Origin of the sequence: Paenibacillus gyeongsangnamensis (genome assembly GCF_027533625.1) — a bacterium.
Lineage (GTDB): Bacteria > Bacillota > Bacilli > Paenibacillales > NBRC-103111 > Paenibacillus_G > Paenibacillus_G gyeongsangnamensis.
Map to the genome: position 1 here is coordinate 291,927 of NZ_JAQAGZ010000006.1, position 25,962 is coordinate 317,888.

25 protein-coding genes and 1 pseudogene are annotated in these 25,962 nt (G+C 55.8%); 20 read left to right on the forward strand and 6 right to left on the reverse strand.

The genetic code is table 11. From position 1 onward, the window contains the following. Positions 1–91: 91 nt before the first annotated feature. The 4 genes from O9H85_RS11810 to O9H85_RS11825 all read left to right on the forward strand — a co-directional run bounded on the left by O9H85_RS11810 (position 92) and on the right by O9H85_RS11825 (position 3,174). A complete protein-coding gene (locus tag O9H85_RS11810) occupies positions 92–778 on the forward strand; it encodes a peptidylprolyl isomerase (protein ID WP_269881554.1) in 687 nt (228 codons plus the stop codon). A 110-nt stretch (positions 779–888) separates the two neighbouring features. Beyond that, positions 889–1,839, forward strand: coding sequence for an ADP-ribosylglycohydrolase family protein (locus O9H85_RS11815; RefSeq protein WP_269881555.1), 951 nt, complete (start codon positions 889–891; stop codon positions 1,837–1,839). Next, positions 1,836–2,501 (forward strand): alpha/beta hydrolase, encoded by a 666-nt coding sequence (locus O9H85_RS11820; protein ID WP_269881556.1) that lies wholly within the window; start codon positions 1,836–1,838, stop codon positions 2,499–2,501. The genes O9H85_RS11815 and O9H85_RS11820 overlap by 4 nt, the downstream gene beginning before the upstream one ends. Positions 2,502–2,526: 25 nt before the next feature. Then, positions 2,527–3,174, forward strand: coding sequence for a YdcF family protein (locus tag O9H85_RS11825; RefSeq protein WP_269881557.1), 648 nt, complete (start codon positions 2,527–2,529; stop codon positions 3,172–3,174). 84 nt (positions 3,175–3,258) lie between these two features. Here O9H85_RS11825 and O9H85_RS11830 read toward each other — a convergent pair whose 3' ends face one another. Together O9H85_RS11830 and O9H85_RS11835 are read right to left on the reverse strand one after the other, a co-directional pair. Continuing rightward, positions 3,259–4,128, reverse strand: coding sequence for an SDR family oxidoreductase (locus O9H85_RS11830; protein ID WP_269881558.1), 870 nt, complete (start codon positions 4,126–4,128; stop codon positions 3,259–3,261). 100 nt (positions 4,129–4,228) lie between these two features. Beyond that, positions 4,229–5,026 carry a GNAT family N-acetyltransferase gene (locus tag O9H85_RS11835; RefSeq protein ID WP_269881559.1) on the reverse strand — a complete coding sequence of 266 codons (798 nt, stop codon included), beginning with the start codon at positions 5,024–5,026 and terminating at the stop codon, positions 4,229–4,231. A gap of 417 nt (positions 5,027–5,443) precedes the next feature. Here O9H85_RS11835 and O9H85_RS11840 point away from each other — a divergent pair, with 417 nt between their 5' ends. From O9H85_RS11840 to O9H85_RS11855, 4 genes and pseudogenes are all read left to right on the forward strand, one after another. After that, positions 5,444–7,432 carry an elongation factor G gene (locus O9H85_RS11840; RefSeq protein ID WP_269881560.1) on the forward strand — a complete coding sequence of 663 codons (1,989 nt, stop codon included), beginning with the start codon at positions 5,444–5,446 and terminating at the stop codon, positions 7,430–7,432. A gap of 190 nt (positions 7,433–7,622) precedes the next feature. Beyond that, a pseudogene (locus O9H85_RS37720) lies at positions 7,623–8,303 on the forward strand (HAD family hydrolase). Then, positions 8,300–8,851, forward strand: a complete 552-nt coding sequence (locus tag O9H85_RS11850; RefSeq protein WP_269881562.1) for a P-loop NTPase family protein — start codon at positions 8,300–8,302, stop codon at positions 8,849–8,851. The pseudogene O9H85_RS37720 and the gene O9H85_RS11850 overlap by 4 nt, the downstream one beginning before the upstream one ends. After that, positions 8,851–9,408 carry a histidine phosphatase family protein gene (locus O9H85_RS11855; RefSeq protein ID WP_269881563.1) on the forward strand — a complete coding sequence of 186 codons (558 nt, stop codon included), beginning with the start codon at positions 8,851–8,853 and terminating at the stop codon, positions 9,406–9,408. Before O9H85_RS11850 ends, O9H85_RS11855 begins: the two co-directional genes overlap by 1 nt. On the opposite strand, the gene O9H85_RS11860 is transcribed toward O9H85_RS11855, so the two are convergent. Then, complete coding sequence (locus O9H85_RS11860; protein WP_269881565.1) at positions 9,405–10,325, reverse strand: LysR family transcriptional regulator; 921 nt, start codon at positions 10,323–10,325, stop codon at positions 9,405–9,407. The two genes, O9H85_RS11855 and O9H85_RS11860, sit on opposite strands and share 4 nt — an antisense overlap. Positions 10,326–10,417: 92 nt before the next feature. On the opposite strand from O9H85_RS11860, the gene O9H85_RS11865 reads away from it, so the two are divergent. The 6 genes from O9H85_RS11865 to glnA all read left to right on the forward strand — a co-directional run bounded on the left by O9H85_RS11865 (position 10,418) and on the right by glnA (position 16,890). Next, entirely contained in the window at positions 10,418–11,110 is a 693-nt protein-coding gene (locus O9H85_RS11865) for an HAD family hydrolase (RefSeq protein ID WP_269881566.1), read from the forward strand. Positions 11,111–11,294: 184 nt separating this feature from the next. Next, positions 11,295–12,287 carry a stage V sporulation protein K gene (spoVK, locus tag O9H85_RS11870; protein ID WP_269881567.1) on the forward strand — a complete coding sequence of 331 codons (993 nt, stop codon included), beginning with the start codon at positions 11,295–11,297 and terminating at the stop codon, positions 12,285–12,287. After that, a complete protein-coding gene (hflX, locus tag O9H85_RS11875; protein ID WP_269881568.1) occupies positions 12,284–13,618 on the forward strand; it encodes a GTPase HflX in 1,335 nt (444 codons plus the stop codon). Before spoVK ends, hflX begins: the two co-directional genes overlap by 4 nt. Further along, on the forward strand, positions 13,611–14,867 hold the full coding sequence (locus O9H85_RS11880; RefSeq protein WP_269881569.1) for a methionine gamma-lyase family protein: 1,257 nt from the start codon (positions 13,611–13,613) through the stop codon (positions 14,865–14,867). The genes hflX and O9H85_RS11880 overlap by 8 nt, the downstream gene beginning before the upstream one ends. Before the next feature lie 179 nt (positions 14,868–15,046). Continuing rightward, a complete protein-coding gene (locus O9H85_RS11885; protein ID WP_269881570.1) occupies positions 15,047–15,460 on the forward strand; it encodes a MerR family transcriptional regulator in 414 nt (137 codons plus the stop codon). A gap of 92 nt (positions 15,461–15,552) precedes the next feature. Beyond that, positions 15,553–16,890, forward strand: coding sequence for a type I glutamate--ammonia ligase (gene glnA / locus O9H85_RS11890; RefSeq protein ID WP_269881571.1), 1,338 nt, complete (start codon positions 15,553–15,555; stop codon positions 16,888–16,890). 339 nt (positions 16,891–17,229) lie between these two features. Here the strand turns inward: glnA and lexA are convergent, their stop codons facing one another. Then, positions 17,230–17,850 carry a transcriptional repressor LexA gene (gene lexA, locus O9H85_RS11895; RefSeq protein WP_269881572.1) on the reverse strand — a complete coding sequence of 207 codons (621 nt, stop codon included), beginning with the start codon at positions 17,848–17,850 and terminating at the stop codon, positions 17,230–17,232. A gap of 145 nt (positions 17,851–17,995) precedes the next feature. Here lexA and O9H85_RS11900 point away from each other — a divergent pair, with 145 nt between their 5' ends. The 4 genes from O9H85_RS11900 (at position 17,996) to O9H85_RS11915 (ending at position 20,161) form a co-directional block, all read left to right on the forward strand. Continuing rightward, positions 17,996–18,385, forward strand: a complete 390-nt coding sequence (locus tag O9H85_RS11900) for a LysM peptidoglycan-binding domain-containing protein (RefSeq protein WP_269881573.1) — start codon at positions 17,996–17,998, stop codon at positions 18,383–18,385. 179 nt (positions 18,386–18,564) lie between these two features. Further along, positions 18,565–18,771, forward strand: a complete 207-nt coding sequence (locus O9H85_RS11905; RefSeq protein WP_269881574.1) for a DUF896 domain-containing protein — start codon at positions 18,565–18,567, stop codon at positions 18,769–18,771. 23 nt (positions 18,772–18,794) lie between these two features. Then, the gene (locus O9H85_RS11910) at positions 18,795–19,304 is read left to right on the forward strand and encodes a hypothetical protein (RefSeq protein ID WP_269881575.1); all 510 of its coding nucleotides are present in this window, start codon (positions 18,795–18,797) and stop codon (positions 19,302–19,304) included. Between the two features lie 59 nt (positions 19,305–19,363). Beyond that, positions 19,364–20,161: an HAD family hydrolase gene (locus tag O9H85_RS11915; RefSeq protein ID WP_269881576.1), complete on the forward strand. Its 798-nt coding sequence runs from the start codon at positions 19,364–19,366 to the stop codon at positions 20,159–20,161. Positions 20,162–20,244: 83 nt separating this feature from the next. Here O9H85_RS11915 and O9H85_RS11920 read toward each other — a convergent pair whose 3' ends face one another. Further along, positions 20,245–20,787, reverse strand: coding sequence for a 1,2-dihydroxy-3-keto-5-methylthiopentene dioxygenase (locus O9H85_RS11920; RefSeq protein ID WP_269881578.1), 543 nt, complete (start codon positions 20,785–20,787; stop codon positions 20,245–20,247). Positions 20,788–21,074: 287 nt separating this feature from the next. Here O9H85_RS11920 and metH point away from each other — a divergent pair, with 287 nt between their 5' ends. Both metH and rnz read left to right on the forward strand, forming a co-directional pair. Beyond that, positions 21,075–24,518, forward strand: coding sequence for a methionine synthase (gene metH / locus O9H85_RS11925; RefSeq protein ID WP_269881579.1), 3,444 nt, complete (start codon positions 21,075–21,077; stop codon positions 24,516–24,518). Between the two features lie 82 nt (positions 24,519–24,600). Then, positions 24,601–25,542: a ribonuclease Z gene (rnz, locus tag O9H85_RS11930; protein ID WP_269881580.1), complete on the forward strand. Its 942-nt coding sequence runs from the start codon at positions 24,601–24,603 to the stop codon at positions 25,540–25,542. Positions 25,543–25,630: 88 nt separating this feature from the next. On the opposite strand, the gene tlp is transcribed toward rnz, so the two are convergent. Further along, on the reverse strand, positions 25,631–25,855 hold the full coding sequence (gene tlp / locus O9H85_RS11935) for a small acid-soluble spore protein Tlp (protein WP_269881581.1): 225 nt from the start codon (positions 25,853–25,855) through the stop codon (positions 25,631–25,633). Positions 25,856–25,962 lie beyond the last annotated feature (107 nt).

The window sequence follows — 25,962 nt, forward strand, 5'->3', positions numbered from 1 at the left end:
GAACAATTTACATTTTTTCCGGATTGCGTAGTATAATAGAGCTTAGGACCTTCCCAGAATTTATTGCATAAACGGAGATGAGATCGAAGCCATGAAATCGCATTGGAAGAAAACAGCCGGCTTGCTCTGCGCAGCCGCATTGCTCGCTGGCGTACTCGCGGGCTGCGGCACCAAGCCGGCCCCGGCAGGTCAAGGAACGACGACAGGCAGCCAGCCTACCGGTCAGACGGGAGCCGCTCAGCCGGCGAAGAAATCGTGGTCGAAGCCGCCGGAGATGAAGATCGACCAGAACAAAACGTATCAGGCGACGGTAACGACGTCGAAAGGGACCTTTACCATCGATCTGTTCCCGAAAGACGCGCCGATGACGGTCAACAATTTCGTCTTTTTGTCCAAGGAAGGCTTCTATAATAACTTGACGTTCCACCGGATCATCAAAACGTTCATGGTTCAAGCCGGAGACCCGAACGGGAACGGCACGGGCGGACCGGGGTATCAATTCGCGGATGAGCTGAAGACGACGCATCCGTATGAGCCCGGTATCGTGGCCATGGCGAATGCCGGACCGAATACGAACGGTAGCCAGTTCTTCATCTGTACCGGTGAAGATAGCAAGGCGTTGAACCGGACGCCGAACTACACCGTATTCGGCAAGGTGTCCCAAGGCATGGATGTCGTGCAGAAAATCGCCGATACGCCTGTGAAATCCAACGGCGGCGAAGCGAGCACGCCGACGGAGAAAGTGACGATTCAATCGATCTCCATCACGGAGAAATAGAACGGCGAATGAAGACAGCGTGGAGAACCCACGCTGTCTTTTTACGAAACGGGCACGGAGATGGAACGAGACCGCTATAACGAACGTCCAATGAACAGGAGAGATGAAGCATGGGTGTACCGATACCCGAAATTGACCGCTACCGCGGCTGCTTGTTGGGATTAGCCGCAGGAGATGCGCTCGGTACGACACTGGAGTTCCGTCAGCCCGGCTCGTTCGGGCCGATTCTCGATATGGCCGGAGGCGGGCCGTTCGATCTCGAGCCGGGACAGTGGACCGACGATACGTCCATGGCTTTGTGTCTGGCGGAAAGTTTGCTCCACTGCGAAGGCTTTCACCCGCGGGATCAGATGCAGCGTTATGTCCGTTGGTACCGGGAAGGTTACCTCAGCAGCACCGGCGTCTGCTTCGATATAGGCAATACCGTCCGAACGGCGCTTGAACGTTTCGAGAAGACAAGCGAGCCGTTCAGCGGTCCGATCCAGCGGATGACCGCCGGCAACGGTTCGCTCATGCGGCTGGCCCCTGTGCCTATGGCCTATGCCGGCAAGCCGCAGGAAGCGATCGTGCGGTCGGGCGACAGCTCGCTGACGACGCATGGGGCCATCGTCGCCGTGGATGCCTGCAAGTATCTGGGCGGCCTGATCGTGGGCGCACTGAAAGGAACGGAAAAGTCCGAGCTGCTGGCCCCGTATTATGCCCCCGTGTCGGGTTACTGGGAGCGGGTTCGGCTTGTGCCTGAGATTGCCGAGGTGGCCGCCGGATCGTTCCGCGAGAAGCAGCCTCCTGCCATTGAGGGTACCGGCTATGCGGCCGGAAGCCTGGAAGCGGCGCTATGGGCATTCGACCGGAGCTCCAGCTTCGAGGAAGGCGCTTTGCTGGCGGTTAATCTGGGAGACGATGCCGATACGACCGGAGCGGTCTACGGCCAGCTCGCCGGAGCCTACTACGGGGTGGAGGCGATCCCGGCGCATTGGCGGGCGCAGCTCAGTATGCTGGAGCTATTGGAGTTTACGGCCCGGGGGCTGCACCGGTTTGCCCAAGGCGGGACGCCGCAATGATGGAGCGCCATTGTTTGCTGCTGCACGGCTTTACCGGAGGACCGTTCGAAGTGGAGCCGCTCGCCGAACATCTGAGGCAGGAAGGCTACACTTGCACGGTTCCTACGCTTCCCGGGCATGAGGACGAGCTTCAAGCTTTAGGCCGCGCCACATGGCACGACTGGCTGGATGCCGCGGCCGCGGAGACGCACCGGTTATGCCAAATCTACGGCTCCATCGATCTCGTGGGCTTCTCGATGGGCGGTTTAATCGCCGCCTATCTTGCGAACCGGTTTCCTATCAGACGCCTCGTGCTGCTCAGCGCGGCGGTCATTTATGTCAGCCCTAGACGCTTCGTCAATCATTTGGCCATGCGCATCCGTGCGCGAGATTGGTCTCACTTGGATCGGGCCAAGCGGACGTCGCTGCCCGCTGCGTTCCAATTCATGAAGCTGGCTCGCTATGCGCGTCAGAGTGAGCTGCCGCGGGTGTCCGTCCCTACGCTCGTGGTTCAGGGGGAGCAGGATCAGATCGTCCATCCCCGAAGCGCCTTTTACATCTATAACCGGCTGCAGGGCCGCCGGGAGTTGTTCCTGCTGCCGGAATCGCGGCATATGGTTTGCCTGGAGCATGAGGCGCCTCAATTATTCAAGGAAGTCACCCGTTTTCTTAATCAGGAATAATGGATAGGAGGAGACCGTCATTTCCGTGTTGGTCCTTAGAAGGTGGGCCGTTGCCATAAAGCCGTCGCTGTGGAAGGGGGCCAAGCGATTGCTCATGGCGGTCCTCCTCATCATCGGTATCGCCGCCTTTTGGACCGGTTATGTGCTGTGGAGCATGGCCTCTATGCCCGATACTTCGCTTCCGAAGCAGGATGCGGGGATTGTGCTCGGGGCTGCGCTTTGGCAGACCACGCCGAGTCCCGCGCTCAAGGAGCGGTTGAATCGCGCCGCGGAGCTGTATGAGGAAGGGAAAATTCGGAGCATCATCGTCTCCGGCGGCTATGACCGGCCCGACTCGCAGCTGACGGAGGCGGAGGGGATGCGCGATTATTTACTGGGGAGAGGAATTCCGGGCCGCGTTATTTTGCTTGAAAACCATGCGACAAACACCTACGAGAACCTTCTCTTCAGCAAACAGATTATGGATGAGCACGGGTATCGCAGTGCAGTCATCGTTACCCACAGGTACCATGCCGTCCGGTCGCTCGATATCGCCCGATTCCTGGGGTACGATCATCCGGCGGCCGCGCCGATGGATTCCAGCGTTCTGATGATGTCTTGGCATAAGAGCCGGGAGACGCTGGCTTACACCAAATGGCAATGGGACAAAATCAGGCTTCGCCTGGGTGTCTGACCGATGCCGTCATGGACCCGGTAAAACGAATCAAGCTCCTGTCCGCGTTGCCGCGAAGCAGGAGCTTTTTTGGATGAAATCGGATTAACTGCCCACAATGACGCCGCCGTTGACATGCAGCATTTGCCCTGTCATGTACGACGAGTCGTCGCATGCGAGGAAGACGTAGCTGGGCGCCAGCTCCTCGGGCTGTCCTGCCCGTTTCATCGGCACGTCCGTCCCGAATTTGCTTACCTTCTTCTCGTCGAACGTCGAAGGGATCAGCGGCGTCCAGATCGGCCCGGGCGCAACGCCGTTGACACGGATGCCGCGGCCGACCAGCTGCTGCGACAGCGAACGAGTAAACGTAACGATGGCGCCTTTGGTCGCGGAGTAATCGAGCAAATCCTCGCTGCCCTCATAGGCGGTGATGGATGCTGTATTAATGACGGCGCTCCCCTGCTTCAGATGAGGGAGTGCGGCTTTCGTCAAATAGAAGAAAGAGAACAGATTGGTACGGAACGTCCGCTCCAGCTGCTCGGCGCTAATGTCCTCTAGCTTCGTCTGCGGGTGCTGCTCGGCCGCGTTATTGACGACGATATCCAGCTTGCCGAACGCCTTGATGGTTTCCTCGATCACTTGCTTGCAGAACGCTTCCGTGCCTAGGTCTCCCGCCAGCTTCAAACAGCGCCGGCCTTCCTCCTCCACCTGCCGCTTCGTTTCCTCCGCGTCCTCATGCTCGTTCAAATACGCGATCACGATGTCCGCGCCTTCCTTGGCGTAGGTGACGGCGACGGCTCGGCCGATGCCGCTGTCTCCGCCCGTGACGACGGCGGTTTTCCCCGTCAATTTGCCTGCGGCTTTATAAGCGCGGTCTTCGAATACCGGCCGCGGGTTCATCTGTGATTCCACGCCGGGCTGCTGCGATTGATGCTGCAGAGGGAAGGCGGGAGGGGCTGGGGTTTGCGTAGTCATAGGTATATGGCTCCTTATCAGGGATGTCTATGGAAAAGCTTTCCGAGCCTTAGCTTATGCCGTCTTGGCCCGATTCATCCCTAACCCCGGAAAGTGCTCGTTATCTTGCTTCTCCTTGTACCCGGTAGTGGTACCCGAACAGCTTGCGAAAGCCCGCTTTCCCATACAGCTTCACAGCCGGCACATTATCCGAAATGACCTGCAGGAATAGATGTGAAGCTCCAGCCTCCAGGCTCCACTCGGCCAATGCGTGAAGCAAACCGCGTCCGAGCCCTTGACCGCGCAGCTCCGGGTGCACCACCACATTCGTAAAGCCGGCCCAGCCGTCTTCGGCGACCGCGGTGCCCAGTGCTGCGCAGCGGGCGCCGTCCATGAGCCGGATGAAGGTGCTGGACGGCTCCAATCGCTGAAACATGCCTTTATAAAAGGAACGACTTTTCTCGCTGAAGCCTTCCAACTGCAGAAAATGATCAAGCCATGGATCGCCGGGCCTGGATTCAATCACCCGGCTGAATCCGCTTCCGGGTACCGGCCGGGTCGCCGTTTGACGCAGGGTTTCTTCCGCATCGCTTATCATGAAATCACAAGGGATCTCCATCTCGAAGCCTTGGGCCGCCAGCCATTCGTCCAGTCCGTCCGGCGATGCGTCGCTGATATGAAACCGCAGCGGGAGGCAGTGTTCTTTGTAAAAGGTCTTCGCCCTCTCGAAGCGCGTCAAATTTGCGGCAGTCGGCTCCCAAGCGCCGCTGCCGTCCGCAGTCCATACGCTGTTAGCCCGTTTGGTCACGCCTCCCGAGACGCGCAGCACCCACGGGCCGTCCGTCTCCTGCAACGCCGCCGGCCATGTTCGCAGCGCCAGCTTGTCTAGCTTGGAATAAAATGGCTTATCGTGTGTCAATATAACCAGCTCCTTGTATAATGATGTATAAATATACAGTAATAATATTAAATATACAAAAGATCTTGATCAGGTGATGCGTAAACGGCATGCTTCTTAGAGCCGATTCACGGCAGGAGCACACTTTCGGTTAAGGAATGAAGACGGATCCGATCCGGCTGCCTGATTTGCATCTTCCGTTATAACGCTTACTTTAAAGTAACTAATGCACGTAAGGTTCAGTTCTTATCTACCGGCCTCTTTTGTACTATACTGATGATAAAAAAAGCCCATTATCGGCACCGCCAATTCGGATCGTTGGCTTCAGATCGCCAAGATGCTCGAACGGGGCATGCTTACTCCCATTGAGCTTCAGTCGATTCGCGAGAAATGGATGGAGACGGCAGCCGGACGGGAATAGAGAGGGCAAGGTTAGTTATGAATTCAGAAATCCATCCACCGGCCTTAAGGAACGTAGGGATCGTAGCCCACGTGGATGCAGGCAAAACAACGCTTACCGAGCACATGCTTTATGAGAGCGGACGGATCCGCAGCCTGGGACGGGTGGACAGCGGAACGGCACAGACGGACTGGCTTGAGGTGGAGAAACAGCGGGGGATCTCGGTGCGGGCTGCCACGACCGAGCTGGAATGGAAGCATTGCCGCATCAACCTGATCGATACGCCGGGACACGTCGATTTTTCCTCCGAGGTGGAACGGTCGCTAAGAGCGCTGGACGGCGCGATTCTGATGATTTCGGCGGCGGAAGGCGTACAGGCGCATACCGAAACGTTATGGCAAGCGCTCAGAGCGCTGAATTTGCCTACACTGATCTTTATAAACAAGATGGACCGGGTCGGCGCCGATGCCGAACGTGTGATTCAAGAAATTCGGGATGTCTTAACGGACTGCGCTGTTCCGGTGCAGCGTCCGTTAGGACAAGAGGATGGCTTCTGCGGCACATCCTCGATCTGGGGAAGCGGGAACGAGCACCGTTGTGCCGGGCTGGATGCGGTGGCGGAGAAGCTTGCGGAAACGGACGAAGCCCTTTTGGATGCGTACGTGAACGGCGAGCCGCTGCCCGGCGAATATCTCAAGGAACGGCTCATTTACTGGACGAGGGGGGGACGCGTCTTTCCGGTTCTGTTCGGGGCCGCCGGCAAAGGCATCGGTATCGGCGGGCTGCTGGATGCCGTCGTCGAATTTTTGCCTCCGCCGGAAGGGACCGAGGAAGACGAGCTGTCGGGGATCGTATTTAAGCTGGAGCGGGACAAGTCCATGGGACGCGTCGCTTACGTCCGGCTCTACGGAGGCTGCATTCGCAACCGGGACGCGGTCCGGAACGCGACGCTGGACACCTTGGAGAAGATCACGCAAATCCGCAAGATTCATGCCGGCCAGCATGAGGACCTTGGCGAGCTGAAGGCCGGGGACATCGCAGCCGTCTGCGGCATGAGCCGGGTACGGGTCGGGGACGTACTTGGAAGCGCCCATCGGGTTCCGCCGGAACATAAGCTTGCGGTTCCGCTGCTGACAGTACAAGCCCACCCGGCCCGGGATACGGACTATGCCCGGTTGACGGCCGCACTACAGGAGCTCGCCGACGAGGACCCTCTGCTCGATCTGCAATGGCTGCCGACCGAGCGGGAGCTGCATCTGAAGATCACAGGGCCCATCCAGCTGGAAATATTGACGCAGCTCCTGCAAGACAGATTCGGACTGCAGGCCGCTTTCGGCAGCCCCGGAGTGATTTATAAAGAGACGCCGTCCCGCAGCGGATACGGGTTCGTTGCTTACACGATGCCGAAGCCGTGCTGGGCGATCCTAAAATTTCTGATCGAGCCGGGGCTCCGGGGAAGCGGGCTCTCTTACGCTTCCGTGGTTAAGCCGGAGCGGCTGCTGTCCGGATACCAGAACGAAGTGGAGCGCCGGGTACCGGAAGCGCTGCAGCAGGGGCTGTCCGGATGGGAGGTAACGGATCTGAAGGTAACGCTCGTTGAAGGCGAGCATCATGTATGGCATACGCATCCGCTCGACTTCGCCGTGGCAACGCCTATGGGTATTATGCAAGGTCTGGCCGAAACCGGGACTAAGCTGCTGGAGCCCTATCTGCGGTTTCGGCTCAGCGCCCAGGAGGAGCTGGGAGGGAAGCTGCTGAATGAACTCGTGCTGATGCGGGGCGAATTCGACTCTCCCGTGATTCGCGGCGGGAGATTCCATGTGGACGGCTCTGTACCGGTGGCGACGTCCATGACGTTTCCCGTGAAGCTGAGCAGCTTGACAGGCGGAAGAGGTACTTTCACGACCAAGTTCGACGGCTACCGGGAATGCCCGGAAGGGATCGAAGCGGTTCGCACTCGGAGAGGCGTCAACCCGTTGGATACCTCAAAATATATACTAAGCGTGAGAAACGCGCTTAAAGCTTAAAGCGCTTCACGGACAATTCCCGATGATTATAGGAATTTTCTTTTTTTCGTTGAACCGGATCGGGCTTGTAGGACGATCCGCTCGAAAAATCGTCACAACTTCCGAAGCGGTTTTTGGTGTGTTCGAAATAATACTATTCAACAACAGCTTTGTTGTGTAAAATACCAATACATGGAAAAGGAGGTTAGGGATGATTAGAGCGGTTGTGTTCGATTTCGACGGACTCATATTGGATACGGAAACGCCGGAGTTTCAATCGTTTCAAACGATATTTCGCGAACACGGGGCGGAGCTCGCCCTTGACGTTTGGGGCGGCTGCATCGGAACGGGTCATCCGCATTCAATCCGTACGATCATTTGGAGCAATGCATCGGCCGACCGATCGAAAGAGAGACCGTCCGCGCCCGACGCCGAGCGATATACGAAGAAGCGATACGGGAGGCCGACATTCGGCCGGGGGTCCGGGAATATATTCAAGAAGCGAAGACGCTCGGCCTAGCCGTCGGATTGGCATCCAGCTCCAAGGAAGCTTGGGTCAGGCTATCTGGACCGTTTCGGGCTCACCGGGCAGTTCGATTGCATTCGTACCGGGGATTAAGTCAAGGAAGTGAAGCCGAATCCCGAACTGTATTTGCAGACCGTATCCCGGCTGGGGATCGGTCCGGAGGAAGCCGTCGCTTTCGAGGATTCCCCCAACGGGGCGTTAGCGGCCAAACGGGCCGGTCTGTATACCGTCATCGTGCCGAACGCCGTGACCAAGCAGCTGAGCTTCGGCCGGCATGATCTGAGCATCGATTCGATGAATGACATGCCGCTGTCCAAGCTGCTCAGGCGGTTAGCGGATACTTCGACGAAGAGGAATGGCGCATGACCATGTTCAGGATTATAATTATCGGTTCTCCCGGCTCGGGGAAGTCTACGTTCAGCAGGGCGCTGGCGTCATGCACAGGGCTCCCGCTGATCCATTTGGATGCGGTTTATTGGAAGCCGGGCTGGGTGCCGACGCCAAAGGAACAATTCAAAGAGTTTCTAGGGGCGCTGGTCGGCAGCTCCGAATGGATTATTGAAGGAAATTACGGAAGCACTTTGGAGATCAGGCTTCGGGAAGCGGACACGGTCATTTGGCTTCAACTGCCGAGGCTGCTGTGCGTATGGCGGGTTTGGAAACGAATGTGGAGTCACCGGAGCAGGTCGAGAAGCGATTTGGCCGAGGGCTGCGCGGAAGGCTTTACGAGGGGATTTTTGAAGCTTGTCCTCTTTGCGTGGCGGTTTCCGGATCAAGGCGCCAAGCGGATTCAAGAGGCGCTCGACGCAGGCTCTGCAGGCAAACAAGTGATTATTCTCCGTTCGGACCGGGAAACGGCCGATTTTTTAAGGCATGGCATCCAGGAAGATCAGGCATATAAAGGAGGGGCATGATGCAACATGTTTATTTGATCCGTCACTGTCAAGCGGAGGGCCAGCCGCCTGAAGCTCCGCTGACGGAGCTGGGAACGCTGCAGGCGGAGCGTTTGCCTTCATTCTTCGCAGACAGGCCGCTGAATGCGGTCGTCTCCAGCCCGTTCCTGCGTGCGCAGCTGACGGCGGAGCCGCTCGCCCGAGCGTTCGGTCTGCCCGTCAGGGTGGACGAGAGGCTGATGGAGCGCGTGCTCAGCAAGGAGCCGCTTGAGGATTGGAGGCTTGCCCTGCAGCAGACGTACGATGACGGCAAACTGCGATTCGAGGGTGGAGAATCGGCGGAGGAAGCCGCTGCCAGGGGCTTAGCATGCCTGCGTGAGCAAACGCTTTCCAAAGCGCAGCACGTCGCGGTCGTTACACACGGAAACCTGTTGTCGCTGCTTATTAGGCAATTTCAGCACGATTTCGGATATGATGCCTGGAGTGTGATGACGAACCCCGACGTTTATTATTTGACGCATGAGCATGAGGTTTGGACCTATCAGGGTCGAATTTGGCCCGGGTTCGGCTCTTGTTAGGCAGACATCAACTGAAGAAAGGCTCTTGCCGCCGCCGGGAGTGCGCGTGAGCTGCTTGAAACTAACGTGATGCGCCATGCCGGCAGCTCGGTGCCGACGGGGATCTCGATAAGCGAACCGGTTCTCAGTCCCCCTTCCGCATATTTGCGGTTGACGATGGCGCACCCGAATCCCATTCGGGTAAGCTCCAGCAGCAGATCGACGCTTCCGACTTCCATCTCCGACTGAAGCTTGACGCCATAGGCGGAAGCGAGATCTTCGGCGTAAGCCCGGGAACTGCTGCGGGCGGATAGTGTAATCATCGGAAGCTTCAGCAATTCCTTGGGGTGGCGCGGTTCCTCGGACAAAGGCAGGAAGGAGGGCGCAGAAATGAAAATCAGCTCTACCGGCCATTCGGCATGGATCTGAAGCTGCGCCGCATCTTCGTCTTGCCGCAGGTGAATCAGGCCGATGTCCGCTCCGCCCTCCAGCAGCATCTGGCGGATGTCTCTTGTCCGTCCGTGCCGGAATCCGAAACGGATGTTCGGATGCGCGGAATGGAACGATTCGATGGCATCCAGCAAATAATGCTTTATTACCGCTTCGCTTGCCCCGATCCGGATTTCCCCCCTTTCCAAATCGCCGTACTGCGCCACCGCCCGCCGCCCTTCCTCAAGCAAACGAATCGCCGGAGCCACGCACTGGAGCAGGGCGCTTCCTTCTTCCGTCAGCTCCACACCCTTGGATTTACGTACGAACAAAGAGGCCTGAAGCTCCTCCTCCAGCTGCTTGATGGCATAAGTTACGCTGGGCTGGGTCATGAACAGCCGCTCCGCTGCACGCGTGAAGCTTCCCGTTACCGCCGTTTGATAAAAAACAACATACCGGTCCATATGGTTTATGATATTAATCACCTCTATATCATATTGATTAAACATCGATTTCATTTATCGTTTCTTGATCATTATACTGGAAAAGACAGGGCAGCAACAGCAGTGATTCTAGAACACTCGGATGGAGGATGGATAACATGTCGCAGCTTAAGGCCGTCTTGTTCGATCTGGACGAGACGCTCATGGCGAGAGGTCAGGCGGTGCTTCGTCTCATCGAAAGGATGATTGACGACTTTGGTCCGGGCTTTGGGGTCCGGGATCATGACGAGATCAAGCGGATCGTTCAGCAGGCGGATGGCGGAGGCTATCGCCCGAAGCATGAAATGTATGCCGAGCTCGAGGATAGGCTGGCATGGACCGGCGCCCCTGGCTGGCCTGCGTTTCAAGCCTATTACCGGCGGGTTTACCCGACGTGCGCCGTGCTTGAGGAGGGCACCTTGGACGTGCTGACCTATTTTCGGGAAAAGGGACTGAAGCTCGGTTTGATTACGAACGGAGAAACCGCCGTGCAGCAAAAGAAGCTCGATCTGCTGGGCATCGGACAAAAATTCGATTCCGTCGTGATATCGGAAAGTGCCGGCTGCAAGAAGCCGGATCCGCATATCTTTCGCTTGTCGATGAGTGAGCTGGGCGTTTCGCCGAACGCTGCGTGGTATGTGGGCGACCATCCCCGCAACGATGTGTACGGGGCCTGGTGCGCCGGACTGCGCGCGGTATGGAAATCGGACGTCCATCCGTGGGACGTGACGCTGCCGGTCATCCCTTACGGCATCATTCGGCAGCTGACGGATGTGATTAGGCTGTACGAGAAGCGGAATACGGCGGGGTGACGTATGGTTCTTATTTTTTTACAACTAAACGCCCCCTAAAGAACCGATGCCTGTTTATGGTACAATAAAAACGGCCGGGGATTTTGAAAATGCGGCGAATGATAATACAATAGACAAAGAAAAAGGAGTTAATCCTTCGCGCATCCGCGTATACTGCTATCACTAAGTAAAGAGGTGATGGCACTTGAGCGGACGCGGACACCAGACGGATGGCATTCAAATCACGACGAACGCGAGACAAATCAATGTAGTCCTCCGCAATCCGGAACCCAGCGCGCCGATTTCCGAGACCGAGCCCCAGTTTCACGGCAAGCCTCTTTCGGCCCATGGGCAGTTCGGCGAAATCATGAAGGAGCTGGACCGGATGGTCGGACTCGATAACGTGAAGGAGCTTGTGTTCGAGATTTACGCGCTGCTGAGGATCGCCGGGATGCGTGCGGAGGTAGGACTGATGGCCAATTCCCAAGTCTATCACATGGTGTTCAAGGGCAATCCCGGCACGGGCAAAACGACGGTAGCCCGCATTATCGCCAAGCTGCTGCAGACGATGGGCGTACTGACGAAGGGACATTTGATCGAGGTGGAGCGGGCGGACCTCGTCGGCGAATATATCGGGCATACGGCGCTCAAGACGCGGGAGCTGATGAAGAAGGCGCTTGGCGGGGTCTTATTCATCGACGAAGCTTACAGCTTGGCACGCGGCGGAGAGAAGGACTTCGGCAAGGAAGCGATCGATACGCTCGTCAAGGCGATGGAGGACCATAAGAATCAATTCATCTTGATTCTGGCCGGTTATTCCGACGAGATGGAGCAGTTTCTTCAAACGAATCCCGGTCTGCCTTCGCGTTTCCCGATTCAGCTGGACTTTCCCGACTATACGGTGGATCAGCTGATGCAAATCGCGGAGCTGATGGTGAAGGAGCGGGAATACGCGCTAACGCCCGCCACGGAGATGAAGATCCGTCAGCAAATCATGAACGAGAAGCAGCAGTCCGAAATGTCGTTCAGCAATGCGCGGTATGTGCGGAATCTGATCGAGAAGGCCATGCGCAATCACGCGGTGCGCTTGTTGAACCAGCATTTTTCGCAGCCGTCCAAGCAGGAACTCATGACGATCCGTCCGGAGGATGTCCGGTGGGATCGCAAACCGATAAAGGAGGCGTTTAAATATTCATGAAAAGGGCGACGCATGAAGTGACCCCGGATGCGCAGGAACGGGCCGTGCTGGTCAGTCTCGTTACCCAGCAGCTGAAGCGGGAAGAATATTACGATCCGGAATATTCGCTGGCCGAGCTGATTCGGCTGGCAGAGACCGCCGGCGTGGAAGTGCTGGATACCCTCACGCAGAGCAAGGAATATGCGGACAGCAAATGGTTTATAGGGAAAGGGAAAGCGGAAGAACTGAAGCAAAGGCTGGAGGAGACCGGAGCGAATACGGCGATCTTCGATCAAGAGCTGTCGGGGGCGCAGGTGCGCAATCTGGAGATGTACCTCGATGTAAAAATCATCGACCGGACGCAGCTTATCCTGGATATCTTCGCCGGCCGCGCAAAGACGCGCGAAGGCATCATCCAGGTGGAGCTGGCCCAGCTTAGCTACCTGCTGCCGCGGTTGTCCGGTCACGGGAAGAACCTGTCGCGGCTCGGCGGCGGCATCGGGACGAGAGGACCCGGCGAATCGAAGCTGGAAACCGATCGCCGGCATATCCGAAACCGGATCGACGAGCTGAAGCGCCAGCTGAGCGAGGTGGTCCGCCACCGCAGCCTGCACCGCGAGCGGAGGAAGAAGACGGGCGTGTTCCAGGTCGCGCTGGTCGGCTACACGAACGCGGGCAAATCGACGCTGCTGAAGCAGCTGACGCAGGCCGACGTGTTCGTGGAGAACCAGCTGTTCGCGACTTTGGATCCGACCTCGCGGACGCTGAAGCTGCCGGCAGGCAAGGAGATCGTAGTGACCGATACGGTAGGTTTTATTCAGAACCTGCCCCACGATCTTGTCGCGGCCTTCCGCGCAACCTTGGAGGAAGCGAACGAGGCGGATTTGATTCTTCACGTGGTGGACAGCTCATCCGAGATGATGTCGATCCAGATGAAGGTTGTAGACCAGGTGCTTGAGGAGCTGGGAGCTCATGGGAAGGATCGTGTGACGATTTTTAACAAAATCGATCTTTGCCCGCCGGAGCAAACGGACATGCTGACCGCAGAAGGGGAGTATCTGCGCGTATCCGCTTATCGTGAAGAGGATCTCGTCCGGATCAAGGAGCTGCTGGAATCCAAGCTGATGGGAGACAACCGGACATTCCGGATTCCCGCGGAGAAAGGCGATGTCATCTCACTGGTGTACCGCGTAGGCGAAGTGCTGGAGAATGGAGTCGAGGGCGGCGATATGCTGTTCAAAGTAAGAGTCAACAACAAGGAATTTGACAAAATCGGTTACATGCTGGCGGCCTATGAATCGGCGCGGCAGGCATCGGGACACGCAGAGGGAGAGACGACGGACCATGTTTAAAGAGCAAGTGCTCGGCTGGATGGAGGCGGCTGAGCGCCAGATTGAAGGGAAAACGAAGGAAATCGACCGGTTGATCGACCGGAATCAATGGAAGGTGATTCGCGCCTTCCAGAAGCATAAGGTGAGCGATTATCATTTTGCCGGCTCCACCGGATACGGTTATAACGATCGCGGCCGCGAGCTGCTGGACTTGGTGTATGCCGACGTGTTCGGCGCCGAGTCGGCCCTCGTCCGGCCGCATTTTGTGTCCGGCACTCATACGATCGGAACCGCGTTGTTCGGCGTGCTGCGCCCCGGGGATGAGCTCCTGATGATCACGGGACGGCCTTACGACACGCTGCACAAGGTCATCGGGAAGCCGGGCGACGGCAGCGGCTCGCTGCAGGATTGGGGCATCGGCTACGGTGAAGTGGCTCTATTGGAAGATGGAACCCCCGATTACGGCGAAATCGCCCGCAGCATAACGCCGCGAACGCGCGTGATCGGCATTCAACGCTCGCGGGGGTATTCCTGGCGTCCTTCGTTTACCGTTGCGCAGATCGGCGAGATGGTAAAATTCGTTAAGGAAATCAAGCCCGACCTGATTGTATTTGTTGACAACTGCTACGGAGAGTTTACAGAGCTGACGGAGCCGACGGAGGTTGGCGTCGATTTGATGGCAGGCTCGCTCATCAAAAATCCGGGAGGCGGTCTTGCGCCAACGGGAGGATATATTACGGGTAAGCGCGAATATGTTGACAAGGCGGCTTACCGTCTGACCGCACCCGGCATCGGCGGAGAGGTCGGAGCGATGCTGGGCACGACAAGAGCAATCTACCAAGGCTTGTTTCTGGCGCCTCATCTGGTCGGACAAGCAGTGAAGGGCTCGGTGTTCGCCGCTTCCGTATTCGAGCGGCTCGGCTTTACGACGCATCCCCGTTGGAACGACCCGCGGACGGACCTGATTCAGGCGCTGAAATTCACGGGCCCCGAGCATCTCATCGCCTTTGTACAGGGGATTCAGCAGGCGGCGGCCGTAGATTCGCACGTGGTCCCGGAGCCTTGGGATATGCCGGGATACGAGCATCCGGTCATCATGGCCGCAGGGACTTTCATTCAAGGCGGAAGCTTGGAGCTGTCGGCGGATGCGCCCATCCGCGAGCCGTACATCGCCTATATGCAGGGCGGGTTGACATATTCCCACTGCAAGATGGGGGTTCTGACTGCGCTGCAGAACATGCTCGACCGCGGGCTTTTGCCGGCGGATTGATTTTTAACGGACGGAAAATGATAGAATACGTATTGGCGGCGGCCGAGCTCACGTTGTTACAAGGACCTGCCTGAGTTGTTACACATATTTACATATCGCATAAACCTAACACGACTTGACACGTTTATGGATGACGGTTACAATACAGGTAAGGTTCTCTGTGCACAGGAGTGATGGACATGGGCGATGATATTCGACGCAATATGGCATTGTTTCCGATCGGTATCGTCATGAAGCTGACGGATTTGACCGCTAGACAAATACGCTATTACGAGCAGCATGAGCTGGTGATTCCCGCCCGGACCGGCGGCAATCAGCGGCTGTACTCTTTTAACGACGTCGAAAGGCTGCTGGAGATTAAGGACTTGATTGAGAAAGGCGTCAACATTGCCGGAATCAAGCAGGTGCTTCTGCCTGTATCGAAGGATTCCGAGGATGCCACTATTCTGAACGAGCAAACCGAAGTGAAGCGCCGCGAGCTTACCGATTCCCAGCTTCACAAGATGCTGAAGCAGCAGCTGCTCGGCGGAGGGAAGCGGCCGGGCCAGGTTTCCTTGATCCAGGGGGAACTGTCCCGTTTCTTCAAAAAGTAAGGCACGGCAGTAGAATGCCCGGGAATGCAAACGCTGCGGTAACCGGGCAGCTTCGATAATGAACGCACTTAGCCGAAGGAGGAGATTTTACCGTGACCGACAAGACTTATACCAAAGAAGACATTATGCGCATTGCCAAAGAAGAGAACGTACGATTTATCCGTTTGCAATTTACCGACCTGCTGGGAACCATTAAGAACTTGGAAATTCCTGTGAGCCAATTGGAGAAAGCGCTTGACAACAAAATGATGTTCGACGGTTCGTCGATCGAGGGCTATGTCCGCATCGAGGAATCCGACATGTACTTATATCCCGATCTCAGTACTTGGGTAGTCTTCCCTTGGGTGACGGAAGACCGTGTCGCCCGTTTGATCTGCGACATTTATTTGCCGGACGGCCGTCCGTTCCCGGGCGATCCGCGCGGCATTCTGAAAGCGGCATTGAAGGAAGCCGAAGAGATGGGCTACACCGCGATGAACGTCGGACCGGAGCCGGAATTCTTCTTGTTCAAAACCGACGAGAAAGGAAATCCAACAACGGAGCTCAACGACCAAGGCGGTTACTTCGACTTGGCGCCTACGGACCTCGGAGAGAATTGCCGCCGGGAAATCGTGTTGACACTGGAGGAGATGGGCTTCGAGATCGAAGCGTCCCACCACGAGGTCGCACCGGGCCAGCATGAGATCGATTTCAAATACGAGAACGCGATCAAAGCGGCGGACCAGATTCAAACGTTCAAGCTGGTCGTCAAAACCGTTGCCAGGCAGCATGGTCTGCATGCGACTTTCATGCCGAAGCCGTTGTTCGGTGTTAACGGCTCCGGTATGCACTGCCACCAATCGCTATTCCGCGGCAAAGAAAACGCGTTTTACGACGAGAACGACAAGCTCGGTCTCAGCGCGACGGCGAGACATTACATGGCGGGCATTCTGCGTCATGCGCGCGCTTTTGCGGCGATCACGAACCCGACGGTCAATTCGTACAAACGTTTGGTTCCCGGATATGAAGCGCCTTGCTATGTGGCCTGGTCCGCGAGCAACCGCAGTCCGATGATCCGGATCCCGGCTTCCCGGGGCCTCAGCACCCGTGTGGAAGTGCGCAACCCGGACCCTGCGGCCAATCCATACCTGGCGCTTACCGTGATGCTCAAGGCTGGTCTAGACGGCATTAAGAACAAAATGCAGCTGCCGCCTCCTACGGACCGCAACATCTACGTGATGACGGAGGAAGAACGTGAAGAGCAGGGCATTCCAAGTCTTCCGCTGGACCTGAAGCAAGCGCTGGATGAGCTGCTGCGCGACGACGTTATCTGCGAAGCGCTGGGTGATCATGCACTCGCGCATTTCTATGAGCTTAAGGAAATCGAGTGGGACATTTACCGTACCCAGGTCCATGCTTGGGAACGCGAACAGTATATGACGCTTTACTAAGATGCAAAAAACCGTTTGCTGCGTTTAACTGCGGCAAGCGGTTTTTTTTGTGCTGCCAAGCAGGGAGGCGCTTTCTCTCGCGGAGGTTTGCCGGATGAGGCGGATGTCACAGAGTGCGGCAGGCGTCTTGCATTGGTATCTCGTTAATAACTAGCGGTCTGTTGTAGGGGGGGAGGTCAGCGGCACTTCGCTTATGGAGGGCGCACGTTTTGAACAATGGCATCCGGTAAGATCCATACAGCACTTGCATCCGGTAAAAGAGGAGGACGCATATGTCTTGCCCGGATTGCTCCATAAAAAACTCCCTATCGATGCATTACATTGATAGGGAGTTTTACGCTAATGAAAGTCGCGGAATACGCCGATAACTTTGCCGAGAATAGTGACGTGATTGAGCCGGATCGGCTCAAGCGCCGGATTCTCAGGCTGCAGACGAATATGATCCTTTTCCTTATAGAAGGTTTTCACGGTCGCTTCGTCCTCTTCGGTCATCGCGACGACGATTTCCCCGTTGTTCGCGGTTTGCTGTTGACGTACGATGACATAATCGCCGTTATGTATTCCGGCTTCGATCATACTGTCTCCAATGACGCTTAGCATGAATACGTTGTGATCGCCCACAAAATGGCTGGGAAGAGGGAAGTAGTCCTCGATGTTCTCGGTAGCCGTAATCGGCGTACCGGCTGTGACGCGTCCGATCAGAGGAACGCGGGATACCGAGACGGAATAGGCGCCGTCCCCCATGGTGCCGTCCAAAATTTCGATGGCGCGGGGCTTCGTCGGGTCGCGCCGGATGAGGCCCTTCTTCTCGAGACGCTCCAGATGGCCGTGAACCGTTGAGCTTGACGCCAGTCCGACAGCCTCGCCGATTTCTCTAACGGAGGGGGGATATCCTTTATCTTTCACTTCATTCTTGATGAAATCCAAGATCGCCTGCTGACGGTTGGAAATCTTGCTCATGCGAATCACTCCATTTATGGTAATCATTACTTGGAGTATAACACAGAACCGGAGTTCGTACAAACAATTGTTCGAAAAAAGCATTGACGCAAACGCTTGTTCGTGTTATATTCGTAACAGAACAAATGTTTGGGGGATGTTAACCATGTATCAAAATGATAATTTACTGAACTCTTACAACAACGCGAACAACCTGACGAATATTCGAATTCAACGTAGAACAGAACGTTCTGCCTTACATAATAATAAGCGAACGTACGTGCGCTTGTCATCTGCAGCCCTTTTTGCCTCTCTGTTTATTATCTTGTTCGGTTTGTTTGCGGGCGGCTTTGGCGACAAAGGTGCTTTTGCCGCAACGGAGCATGTTCAGGCTCAACCGTTCGTGATCGTGGGCCACGGCGAAACCCTTTGGAGCATCGCTTCCGAGCACGCAGGCAAAGGAAAGGACGTTCGCGATTATATTGATGAAATCAGGAAGGCGAACGGCTTGAAGCAGTCCAAGCTTCAGGAAGGGCAGAAGCTGCTCCTGCCTTAACGCCATAGGTGGTCCCTTTTTCACGCGAGTCTCTCTAGGCTCCAGTTGCTGCGCTTGATGGAGGTGGTTATATAGTGTCCGGTAACGATTGCCCCTGTTACTCTTGACAATGGCATCCTGTAATGTCAAAGTATTAATGTTATAGACAAGACATACTAGACTTACACAGGAGGCCGAACATGAGCGAAGCTGATCATGAAGCCACCGTCAAGCGAATTAACGAGCTCGCCCGTAAAGCCAAGTCGACCGGTTTGACGGATGATGAGCTGGATGAGCGCAATGTCCTAAGACGCAAGTATATCGATTCATTCAGATCATCCTTGCGCTCTCAGCTGGACAACATTAAGCTCGTTGATGCTGAGACGGATGAGAACAGCAAAGGATAATTGACCGGATAGGGGCCATTTACATGTCACGCAAGTGGGAACGCATGGTTAAGAAGAACACGAAAGTAACGAACGCCCGGCGCAAGAAATCGGGAAGCAATCCGATCTCGGGAGGGGTCGCGGACGACTCGAGCGTCTTCAAGGGACGAAGCTGGCTATGGCCTTTACTGCTCGTTGCGATAGGCTTTTTTTGCTTTGTGGCCTTCCGGAGCGCAGCAAGGCAAGACAATCTTTATTGGGTTACAGGGGCGAGCTATATTTTCCTTGCTGTATTGATTTATTGGGCGCGCCGGCCTTATCTAAAGGTGGGCAAGCAGTCTCTGACTTCTCGCCGGTTCAGCGGCGAGCGTACGGTAGAGGCGGCACAAATCAGCGAGATTGCCTTCAGCAAGGATGCCGTCGTCATTATAGTACAGCCGAAGAACAGCCGATGGGTGTTTACCCGGTTTTACCACCAGTTTCCTTTGGAGCCGGTGAAGGCGGCGCTTAAAGAATTTGCGAATAAAAACGCCATCGCTTTGAAGGAAGAATAGTTTAAGGTTCACCTGCTTGCTTATTCAGTTCATTTCAGGGGAGAAAGAGGACGTTATCGATGTCGATCAAAGCGGTTTTATTTGATTTGGATGATACGCTGCTGTGGGATGAGCGCAGTGTGAAGGAAGCTTTCCAGGCCACCTGCAGGGAAGCGGCTAAGCATTATGACGTGGATCCGGAGAAGCTGGAGGACGCCGTTAGAACGGAAGCGAGAGCTTTGTATGAGTCTTACGAGACATTCCCGTTCACAAAGATGATCGGTATTAATCCTTTTGAGGGACTATGGGCCAACTTTACCCAAGGAGATCAACCTGAGTTCCGCAAACTTCAAGCGCTTGCGCCAAGCTATCGCACAGCTTCGTGGACACGGGGATTGAAGGCGCTCGGCATTGAGGATGAAGAGCTGGGCTATAAACTGGGAGAGATGTTCCCGGCTGAACGCCGCAGCCGTCCGATCGTCTATGAAGAAACGTTCGAAGTGCTGAATCAATTGAAGGAAAAGTACAAGCTTCTGCTTTTGACCAATGGCTCGCCGGATCTGCAGAAGGAGAAGCTGGCGGGTGTTCCGGAGCTTGCTCCTTATTTTGATCATATCGTCATCTCCGGACAATTCGGGGAAGGCAAGCCTGCCGTTTCGATCTTCCATCACGCAATGAAGCTGCTCGGTATTACGGCTGAAGAGGGTGTGATGATCGGCGATAAGCTGACAACGGATATTTTGGGCTCGGGCCTCGTCGGGATGAGGAATATGTGGATCAACCGGCACGATCTGCCTCGTAAGGATGAAATTGCGGTACCTACCTACGAAATTACCAATTTGCGTGAAATCCAGCAAGTGATCGATTCGATCGGTTAACTAGAGACTGATACACCTTTAAATATAAAGCCCGCCGGTCAGGAAAAGGAAGCCAGCGGGCTTTGTTGTGGTTATCTATTGCTTTAAGCTTTACTGAAGGTAGGATCTTCAAACGGATGCGCAATCCAGCCCTCAGTTTCGATAAAGAGGCGGACGGCGACGATTTGCCGATTCTCCATCAAGGTAAAGAAGTGCGGCTTATGCTCCGGAACGGAGATGACGTCGCCGGCTTCCAGCTCGACATCGAAGTAGCCTACGTCGTCGGTTCCCTTGATCACGAAGATGCCTTTGCCTGCCGTGATCGCGCGCACTTCGTCTTCCGTGTGTGTGTGCACGCTCTCGAATTTCTTAAGCAGCTCTTCGAGGTTTGGCGTCGCTTCGGAGAGCGCAATGATATCCCAGGTCCGATAACCGCGGCGGCCGGCGAGATCCTTGATCTCTGTGTCGAACGTAGCCAGAATCTCGGCCTTGTTCTCATCGCTCAGAATGAAGTTTTCTTTGAGGTGAGCGGGCAGCTTATCGGCGTTCCAATGCTCGTATAACACCACTTGCTTATCCAAAAAAGCCTTTACGTTCTCTTCGCCGCTAATGCGTTCGTTCGTGTTCCGAATGCGAATCTCAGCCATCGTTCATCCCTCTTTCTATGCGCTCATCTAATAAATGCTCCTTGCTTATAGCCATCATTATAATGCAAAAAATGGCTTCTGTCGACGGAATATATAATACAAAACCGATATGATATATAGGATATTATGTGGGAGCATGTTTTCATTCTTTTCATCAAGTTATGTTTCTGGTACACTTAGGGATAAAACCGAGATGAATCCTGTGGATTATTTACGCACATCGTACAGTATAGCCGGAATACCGGCCTAAGGTTGTCGTTCGGCGGGCAGGCAGAAAGGGGATCTTTATGAGCAAGCCATCATTACAAGAACAACTTAATAAAAAAATTATGATCTTGGACGGCGCCATGGGCACCATGATTCAACAGGAAAATTTGACCGCAGACGATTTCGGCGGGGAAGAATTGGACGGTTGTAATGAAATTCTGGTAGTGACGCGTCCCGACGTTATACAAAAGATTCATGAAGCATATTTCGCCGCAGGTGCGGATATGGTGGAAACCAATACGTTCGGAGCGACCAGCGTCGTGCTGGCCGAGTATGACTTGCAGGACCGGGCCCGCGAGCTAAACCTGGCTGCGGCCAAGATGGCCATCGAGGCCGCGGCCAAGTATTCGACGCCGGAATGGCCGCGTTATGTCATCGGAGCGATGGGTCCTACGACCAAGACGCTCTCGGTTACAGGGGGCGTCACGTTTGACGAGCTGGTGGACAGTTATCATGAGCAGGCGCTTGCTCTGATGGAAGCGGGCGTTGACGCTCTCCTCCTCGAGACGTCCCAGGACACCCTAAACGTAAAGGCGGGAAGCATCGGGATCCGCAAGGCGTTCGACGTGCTCGGAAGAAAGCTACCGATAATGATCTCGGGCACGATCGAGCCGATGGGGACGACGCTGGCCGGTCAGAACATTGAGTCGTTCTACGTATCCCTGGAGCATCTGGAGCCGATCTCGATCGGGCTCAACTGTGCGACTGGACCGGAATTCATGCGCGACCACATCCGGTCGCTATCGGATCTCGCGGATACGGCCGTAAGCTGCTATCCGAACGCCGGCTTGCCGGACGAGAACGGTCAATACCATGAATCGCCGGCTTCGCTGGCGAAGAAGCTGGCCGGCTTTGCTGAGCAGGGCTGGATCAATATTGCAGGCGGCTGCTGCGGTACAACGCCGGATCATATCCGGGCGTTGGCGGAGGAGTTGCAGGCTTATTCCCCTCGCCAGCAGAACGGCTCTCACCCGCCGGCCGTTTCGGGGATCGAGACGGTTTATATCGAGAACGCCAACAGGCCGTACATGGTAGGCGAGAGAACGAACGTTCTGGGTTCACGGAAGTTCAAACGGCTGATCGCCGAAGGCAAGTATGAGGAAGCCTCCGAAATTGCCAGAGCCCAGGTGAAGGGTGGCGCAGCTGTCGTCGACGTATGTCTTCAGGATCCGGACCGCGACGAAATGAGCGACATGCAGAAGTTTCTTGAGCTGGTCGTCAAGAAGGTCAAGGTGCCTTTGATGCTCGATTCCACCGATTACAGGGTCATTGAGCTGAGCCTGAAGTATTCCCAAGGGAAGGCGATTATCAACTCGATCAACCTGGAGGACGGCGAAGAGAAGTTCGAGAAGGTCGTTCCGCTCATCCACCGTTACGGTGCGGCTGCGGTCGTCGGAACGATCGACGAGCGCGGACAGGCGATTACGGCCAAGGATAAGCTGGAGGTTGCCCGGCGTTCCTACGACCTGCTTGTAAACAAATACGGCATGCAGCCGAACGATATTATTTTTGACCCGTTGGTATTCCCTGTAGGTACTGGGGACCAGCAGTACATCGGTTCCGCGAAAGAAACGATCGAAGGCATTCGCCTTATTAAAGAAGCGATGCCGGATACCGAGACGATTCTCGGCCTCAGCAACGTGTCGTTCGGTCTGCCCGAAGCGGGCCGCGAGGTGCTGAATGCGGTGTTCTTGTATCACTGCACCAAGGCGGGACTGGATTACGCGATCGTGAATACGGAGAAGCTGGAGAGGTACGCATCCATACCGGAGGAAGAGCGCCGGCTTGCCGAGGAGCTGATCTACAACACGACCGACGAGACGCTTGCGGAGTTCGTGGCGCATTTTCGCACGAAGAAGGTCGAGAAGAAAGAGAAGATTTCCAACCTGTCGCTGGAAGAGCGGCTCGCTTCCTATGTCGTTGAAGGAACGAAGGAAGGGCTCATTCCCGACCTGGACGAAGCGCTCAAGAAATATTCGCCTCTCGAGGTCATCAACGGTCCGCTGATGCGGGGGATGGAGGAGGTCGGCCGTCTCTTCAACAACAACGAGCTGATCGTGGCCGAGGTGCTGCAGAGCGCTGAGGTCATGAAGGCATCCGTAGCCTTTCTGGAGCAGTTCATGGAGAAGACGGAATCCGCCGTTAAAGGGAAAATCATTCTTGCGACGGTCAAGGGCGATGTGCATGACATCGGCAAAAACCTGGTGGAGATCATTCTCTCCAACAACGGTTACAAAATCGTGAACCTCGGCATCAAGGTGCCGCCGGAGCAGCTAATCGAGGCGTACCGCAAGGAACGGCCGGATGCCATCGGTCTATCCGGTCTGCTCGTGAAGTCCGCGCAGCAAATGGTCATCACGGCGCAGGATTTGAAGAACGCGGGCATTGACGTGCCGATCATGGTAGGCGGCGCGGCGCTGACGCGGAAGTTCACCAAGACGCGGATCGCGCCCGAATACGACGGTATGGTGCTGTACGCGAAGGATGCGATGGACGGGCTTGACCTCGCGAACAAGCTGAGCGACCCGCAGCAGCGGCAGACGCTCATTCGCGAATTGAGAGAAAGCCTGGAATCCGATGTGATGGAGGCCGGGCGCAAGGAAGAGACGCTGCCTAAGCTGACCCGCGTGAAATCGTCCGAGATCGACCGGACCGTCCCGGTACAGACGCCTCCGGATTTGGAGCGCCATGTGCTGCGGGACTATCCGATCAGCCATCTGATTCCTTACGTAAATATGCAGATGCTGCTCGGTCATCATCTCGGTCTCAAAGGCAAGGTCGACAAGCTGCTGGCGGACAAGGATCCGAAAGCCGTGCAGCTGAAGGAAACGGTGGACGGCATTCTCGCCGAGGCTCAGCAGGAAGGCATTATCCGGGCCCACGGCATGTACCGGTTCTTCCCGGCGCAGGCAGACGGCAATGATGTGCTGGTGTACGATCCGGAGGATCATTCCCGCATACTGCAGAAATTTACTTTCCCAAGACAGGATACGGAGCCATATCTGTGCCTGGCCGACTACTTGAAGCCGGTGGAGAGCGGCGAGATGGATTATGTGGGCTTCCTGGTCGTTACTGCAGGCCATGACATAAGCGACCGCGCGGCAGCGTGGAGGGACAAGGGCGACTATCTGCGTTCGCATGCGCTCCAGGCGGCTGCGCTCGAGACGGCCGAAGCGTTCGCGGAACGCGTCCATCAAATGATGCGGGATGTCTGGGGCTTCCCGGATCCGGCCGGCATGACGATGCAGGAGAGGTTCGGAGCGAAGTACCGCGGACAGCGGTTCTCCTTCGGTTATCCGGCTTGCCCGAATTTGGACGATCAAATCCAGCTGTTCGATCTATTGAAGCCGGAAGACATCGGCGTCCATTTGACGGAAGGCAGCATGATGGAGCCGGAAGCCTCCGTATCCGCCATCGTATTCGCTCATCCGCAGGCAAGATATTTTAATGTAGACAAAAATTAGGGCATGCTACTAGGGTGGGGCGCTCAACGCGAGGCTCCACTCTTTTCCATACAATACCGCAAGCGGAACGGAGTCGATCGGATTGGAGTTATATTTTCTCGGCACAGGCGCGGGCATGCCGTCCAAGGAGCGGAATGTGACCTCGGTCATGCTGAATTTGCTGGCCGAGCGCAATGCGTACTGGATGTTTGACTGCGGCGAGGGGACGCAGCATCAAATCTTACGGGCGCCCGTCAAAATCAGCAAGCTGGAAAAGCTGTTCGTGACGCATCTGCACGGCGATCACCTGTACGGCCTGCCCGGACTGCTTTCCAGCCGCTCGTACCAAGGTGGAGATACGCCATTTAACATTTACGGTCCCGAGGGGATCCGGGAATTTATCGACATGTCTCTTCGCATCAGCGAATCGCATCTGACGTATGAAATCACTGTGCACGAGCTGAAGCGGGGGAGCTCAGGACTGCTGTTCGAGGACGAGCAGTTTGAAGTAACTTACGCGCCGCTGGTCCACCGGATTGAAAGCTACGGTTACCGGATCGTGGAAAAGCCGCAGCAAGGGCGGCTCGACGTCGAACGTCTCAAAGCGCTGGGCTTGACCTCCGGACCGCTGTTCGGACGAATCAAAAGAGGGGAGGACGTTACGTTCCCGGACGGTACCGTGCTCAATGCACAGCAATTCATCGGACCTTCCTATGCAAGCCGGGTGGTGACTGTGCTGGGCGATACGCAGCCGTGCCCGAACGCGATAGAGCTTGCCCGCGACGCCGAGGTGCTCGTGCATGAAGCCACCTTCGCGGAGAACCGCAAGGAGCTGGCGGTCCGATACGATCATTCGACGGCTAAGGACGCCGCAAGAACGGCCGCGGCAGCCGGGGCGAAGGCGCTCATTCTAACGCATATCTCCTCGCGTTATCAAGGGCCTGCGGCGGAGCAGCTTGTCAGCGAAGCACAGGAGTTTCACGAGCTGACCTATCTGGCGCACGATCATTTCCGGTATGAGGTTCCCGGCCGGAAGCGCGAATAGAATCGCAAAGCCGTTAGGGCACCAAAAAGCCTCCGTCCCTGAAGCATCGGGAATCGGAGGCTTGCTGTCGGTCACGGAAGGACGCGGACTATTCGTTTTGGTGGGCGGCTTCGTCCTTGATTTCAGAACGGAAAGCATCCAGGGACTCCCGGCGGCGTTCATTCTTGGATTGAATGGCTTCGCGCTCCTGAGGACTGATTTCGTCCGAATACTCGGACAAATAGTCCTCGGCTTCCTCCAGATTTTCAATGGTATTATTGATGTTGTTTTGCAAATGCTCCACATTGTCTTCACGGTTATCCGGTTTGGCCATGTAAGTCATCTCCTTCAAAGTGAAAAGTTCGGTGGCTCAGCACCAACATATACGATTCCACGGATGCCGCTCGAATATGCAGTATTCCGCCAGTGATCCTAAATTGC

Coding starts and splice junctions, on each gene's coding strand:
- O9H85_RS11840 (WP_269881560.1), top strand. CDS start 5,444: ATGAATTCAGAAATCCATCCACCGGCCTTAAGGAACGTAGGGATCGTA.
- O9H85_RS11880 (WP_269881569.1), top strand. CDS start 13,611: ATGTTTAAAGAGCAAGTGCTCGGCTGGATGGAGGCGGCTGAGCGCCAG.
- lexA (WP_269881572.1), bottom strand. CDS start 17,850: ATGAGCAAGATTTCCAACCGTCAGCAGGCGATCTTGGATTTCATCAAG.
- tlp (WP_269881581.1), bottom strand. CDS start 25,855: ATGGCCAAACCGGATAACCGTGAAGACAATGTGGAGCATTTGCAAAAC.
- O9H85_RS11920 (WP_269881578.1), bottom strand. CDS start 20,787: ATGGCTGAGATTCGCATTCGGAACACGAACGAACGCATTAGCGGCGAA.
- O9H85_RS11905 (WP_269881574.1), top strand. CDS start 18,565: ATGAGCGAAGCTGATCATGAAGCCACCGTCAAGCGAATTAACGAGCTC.
- O9H85_RS11820 (WP_269881556.1), top strand. CDS start 1,836: ATGATGGAGCGCCATTGTTTGCTGCTGCACGGCTTTACCGGAGGACCG.
- O9H85_RS11850 (WP_269881562.1), top strand. CDS start 8,300: ATGACCATGTTCAGGATTATAATTATCGGTTCTCCCGGCTCGGGGAAG.
- O9H85_RS11815 (WP_269881555.1), top strand. CDS start 889: ATGGGTGTACCGATACCCGAAATTGACCGCTACCGCGGCTGCTTGTTG.
- O9H85_RS11885 (WP_269881570.1), top strand. CDS start 15,047: ATGGGCGATGATATTCGACGCAATATGGCATTGTTTCCGATCGGTATC.
- hflX (WP_269881568.1), top strand. CDS start 12,284: ATGAAAAGGGCGACGCATGAAGTGACCCCGGATGCGCAGGAACGGGCC.
- metH (WP_269881579.1), top strand. CDS start 21,075: ATGAGCAAGCCATCATTACAAGAACAACTTAATAAAAAAATTATGATC.
- O9H85_RS11915 (WP_269881576.1), top strand. CDS start 19,364: ATGTCGATCAAAGCGGTTTTATTTGATTTGGATGATACGCTGCTGTGG.
- O9H85_RS11810 (WP_269881554.1), top strand. CDS start 92: ATGAAATCGCATTGGAAGAAAACAGCCGGCTTGCTCTGCGCAGCCGCA.
- O9H85_RS11855 (WP_269881563.1), top strand. CDS start 8,851: ATGCAACATGTTTATTTGATCCGTCACTGTCAAGCGGAGGGCCAGCCG.
- O9H85_RS11830 (WP_269881558.1), bottom strand. CDS start 4,128: ATGACTACGCAAACCCCAGCCCCTCCCGCCTTCCCTCTGCAGCATCAA.
- O9H85_RS11910 (WP_269881575.1), top strand. CDS start 18,795: ATGTCACGCAAGTGGGAACGCATGGTTAAGAAGAACACGAAAGTAACG.
- O9H85_RS11860 (WP_269881565.1), bottom strand. CDS start 10,325: ATGTTTAATCAATATGATATAGAGGTGATTAATATCATAAACCATATG.
- O9H85_RS11865 (WP_269881566.1), top strand. CDS start 10,418: ATGTCGCAGCTTAAGGCCGTCTTGTTCGATCTGGACGAGACGCTCATG.
- O9H85_RS11900 (WP_269881573.1), top strand. CDS start 17,996: ATGTATCAAAATGATAATTTACTGAACTCTTACAACAACGCGAACAAC.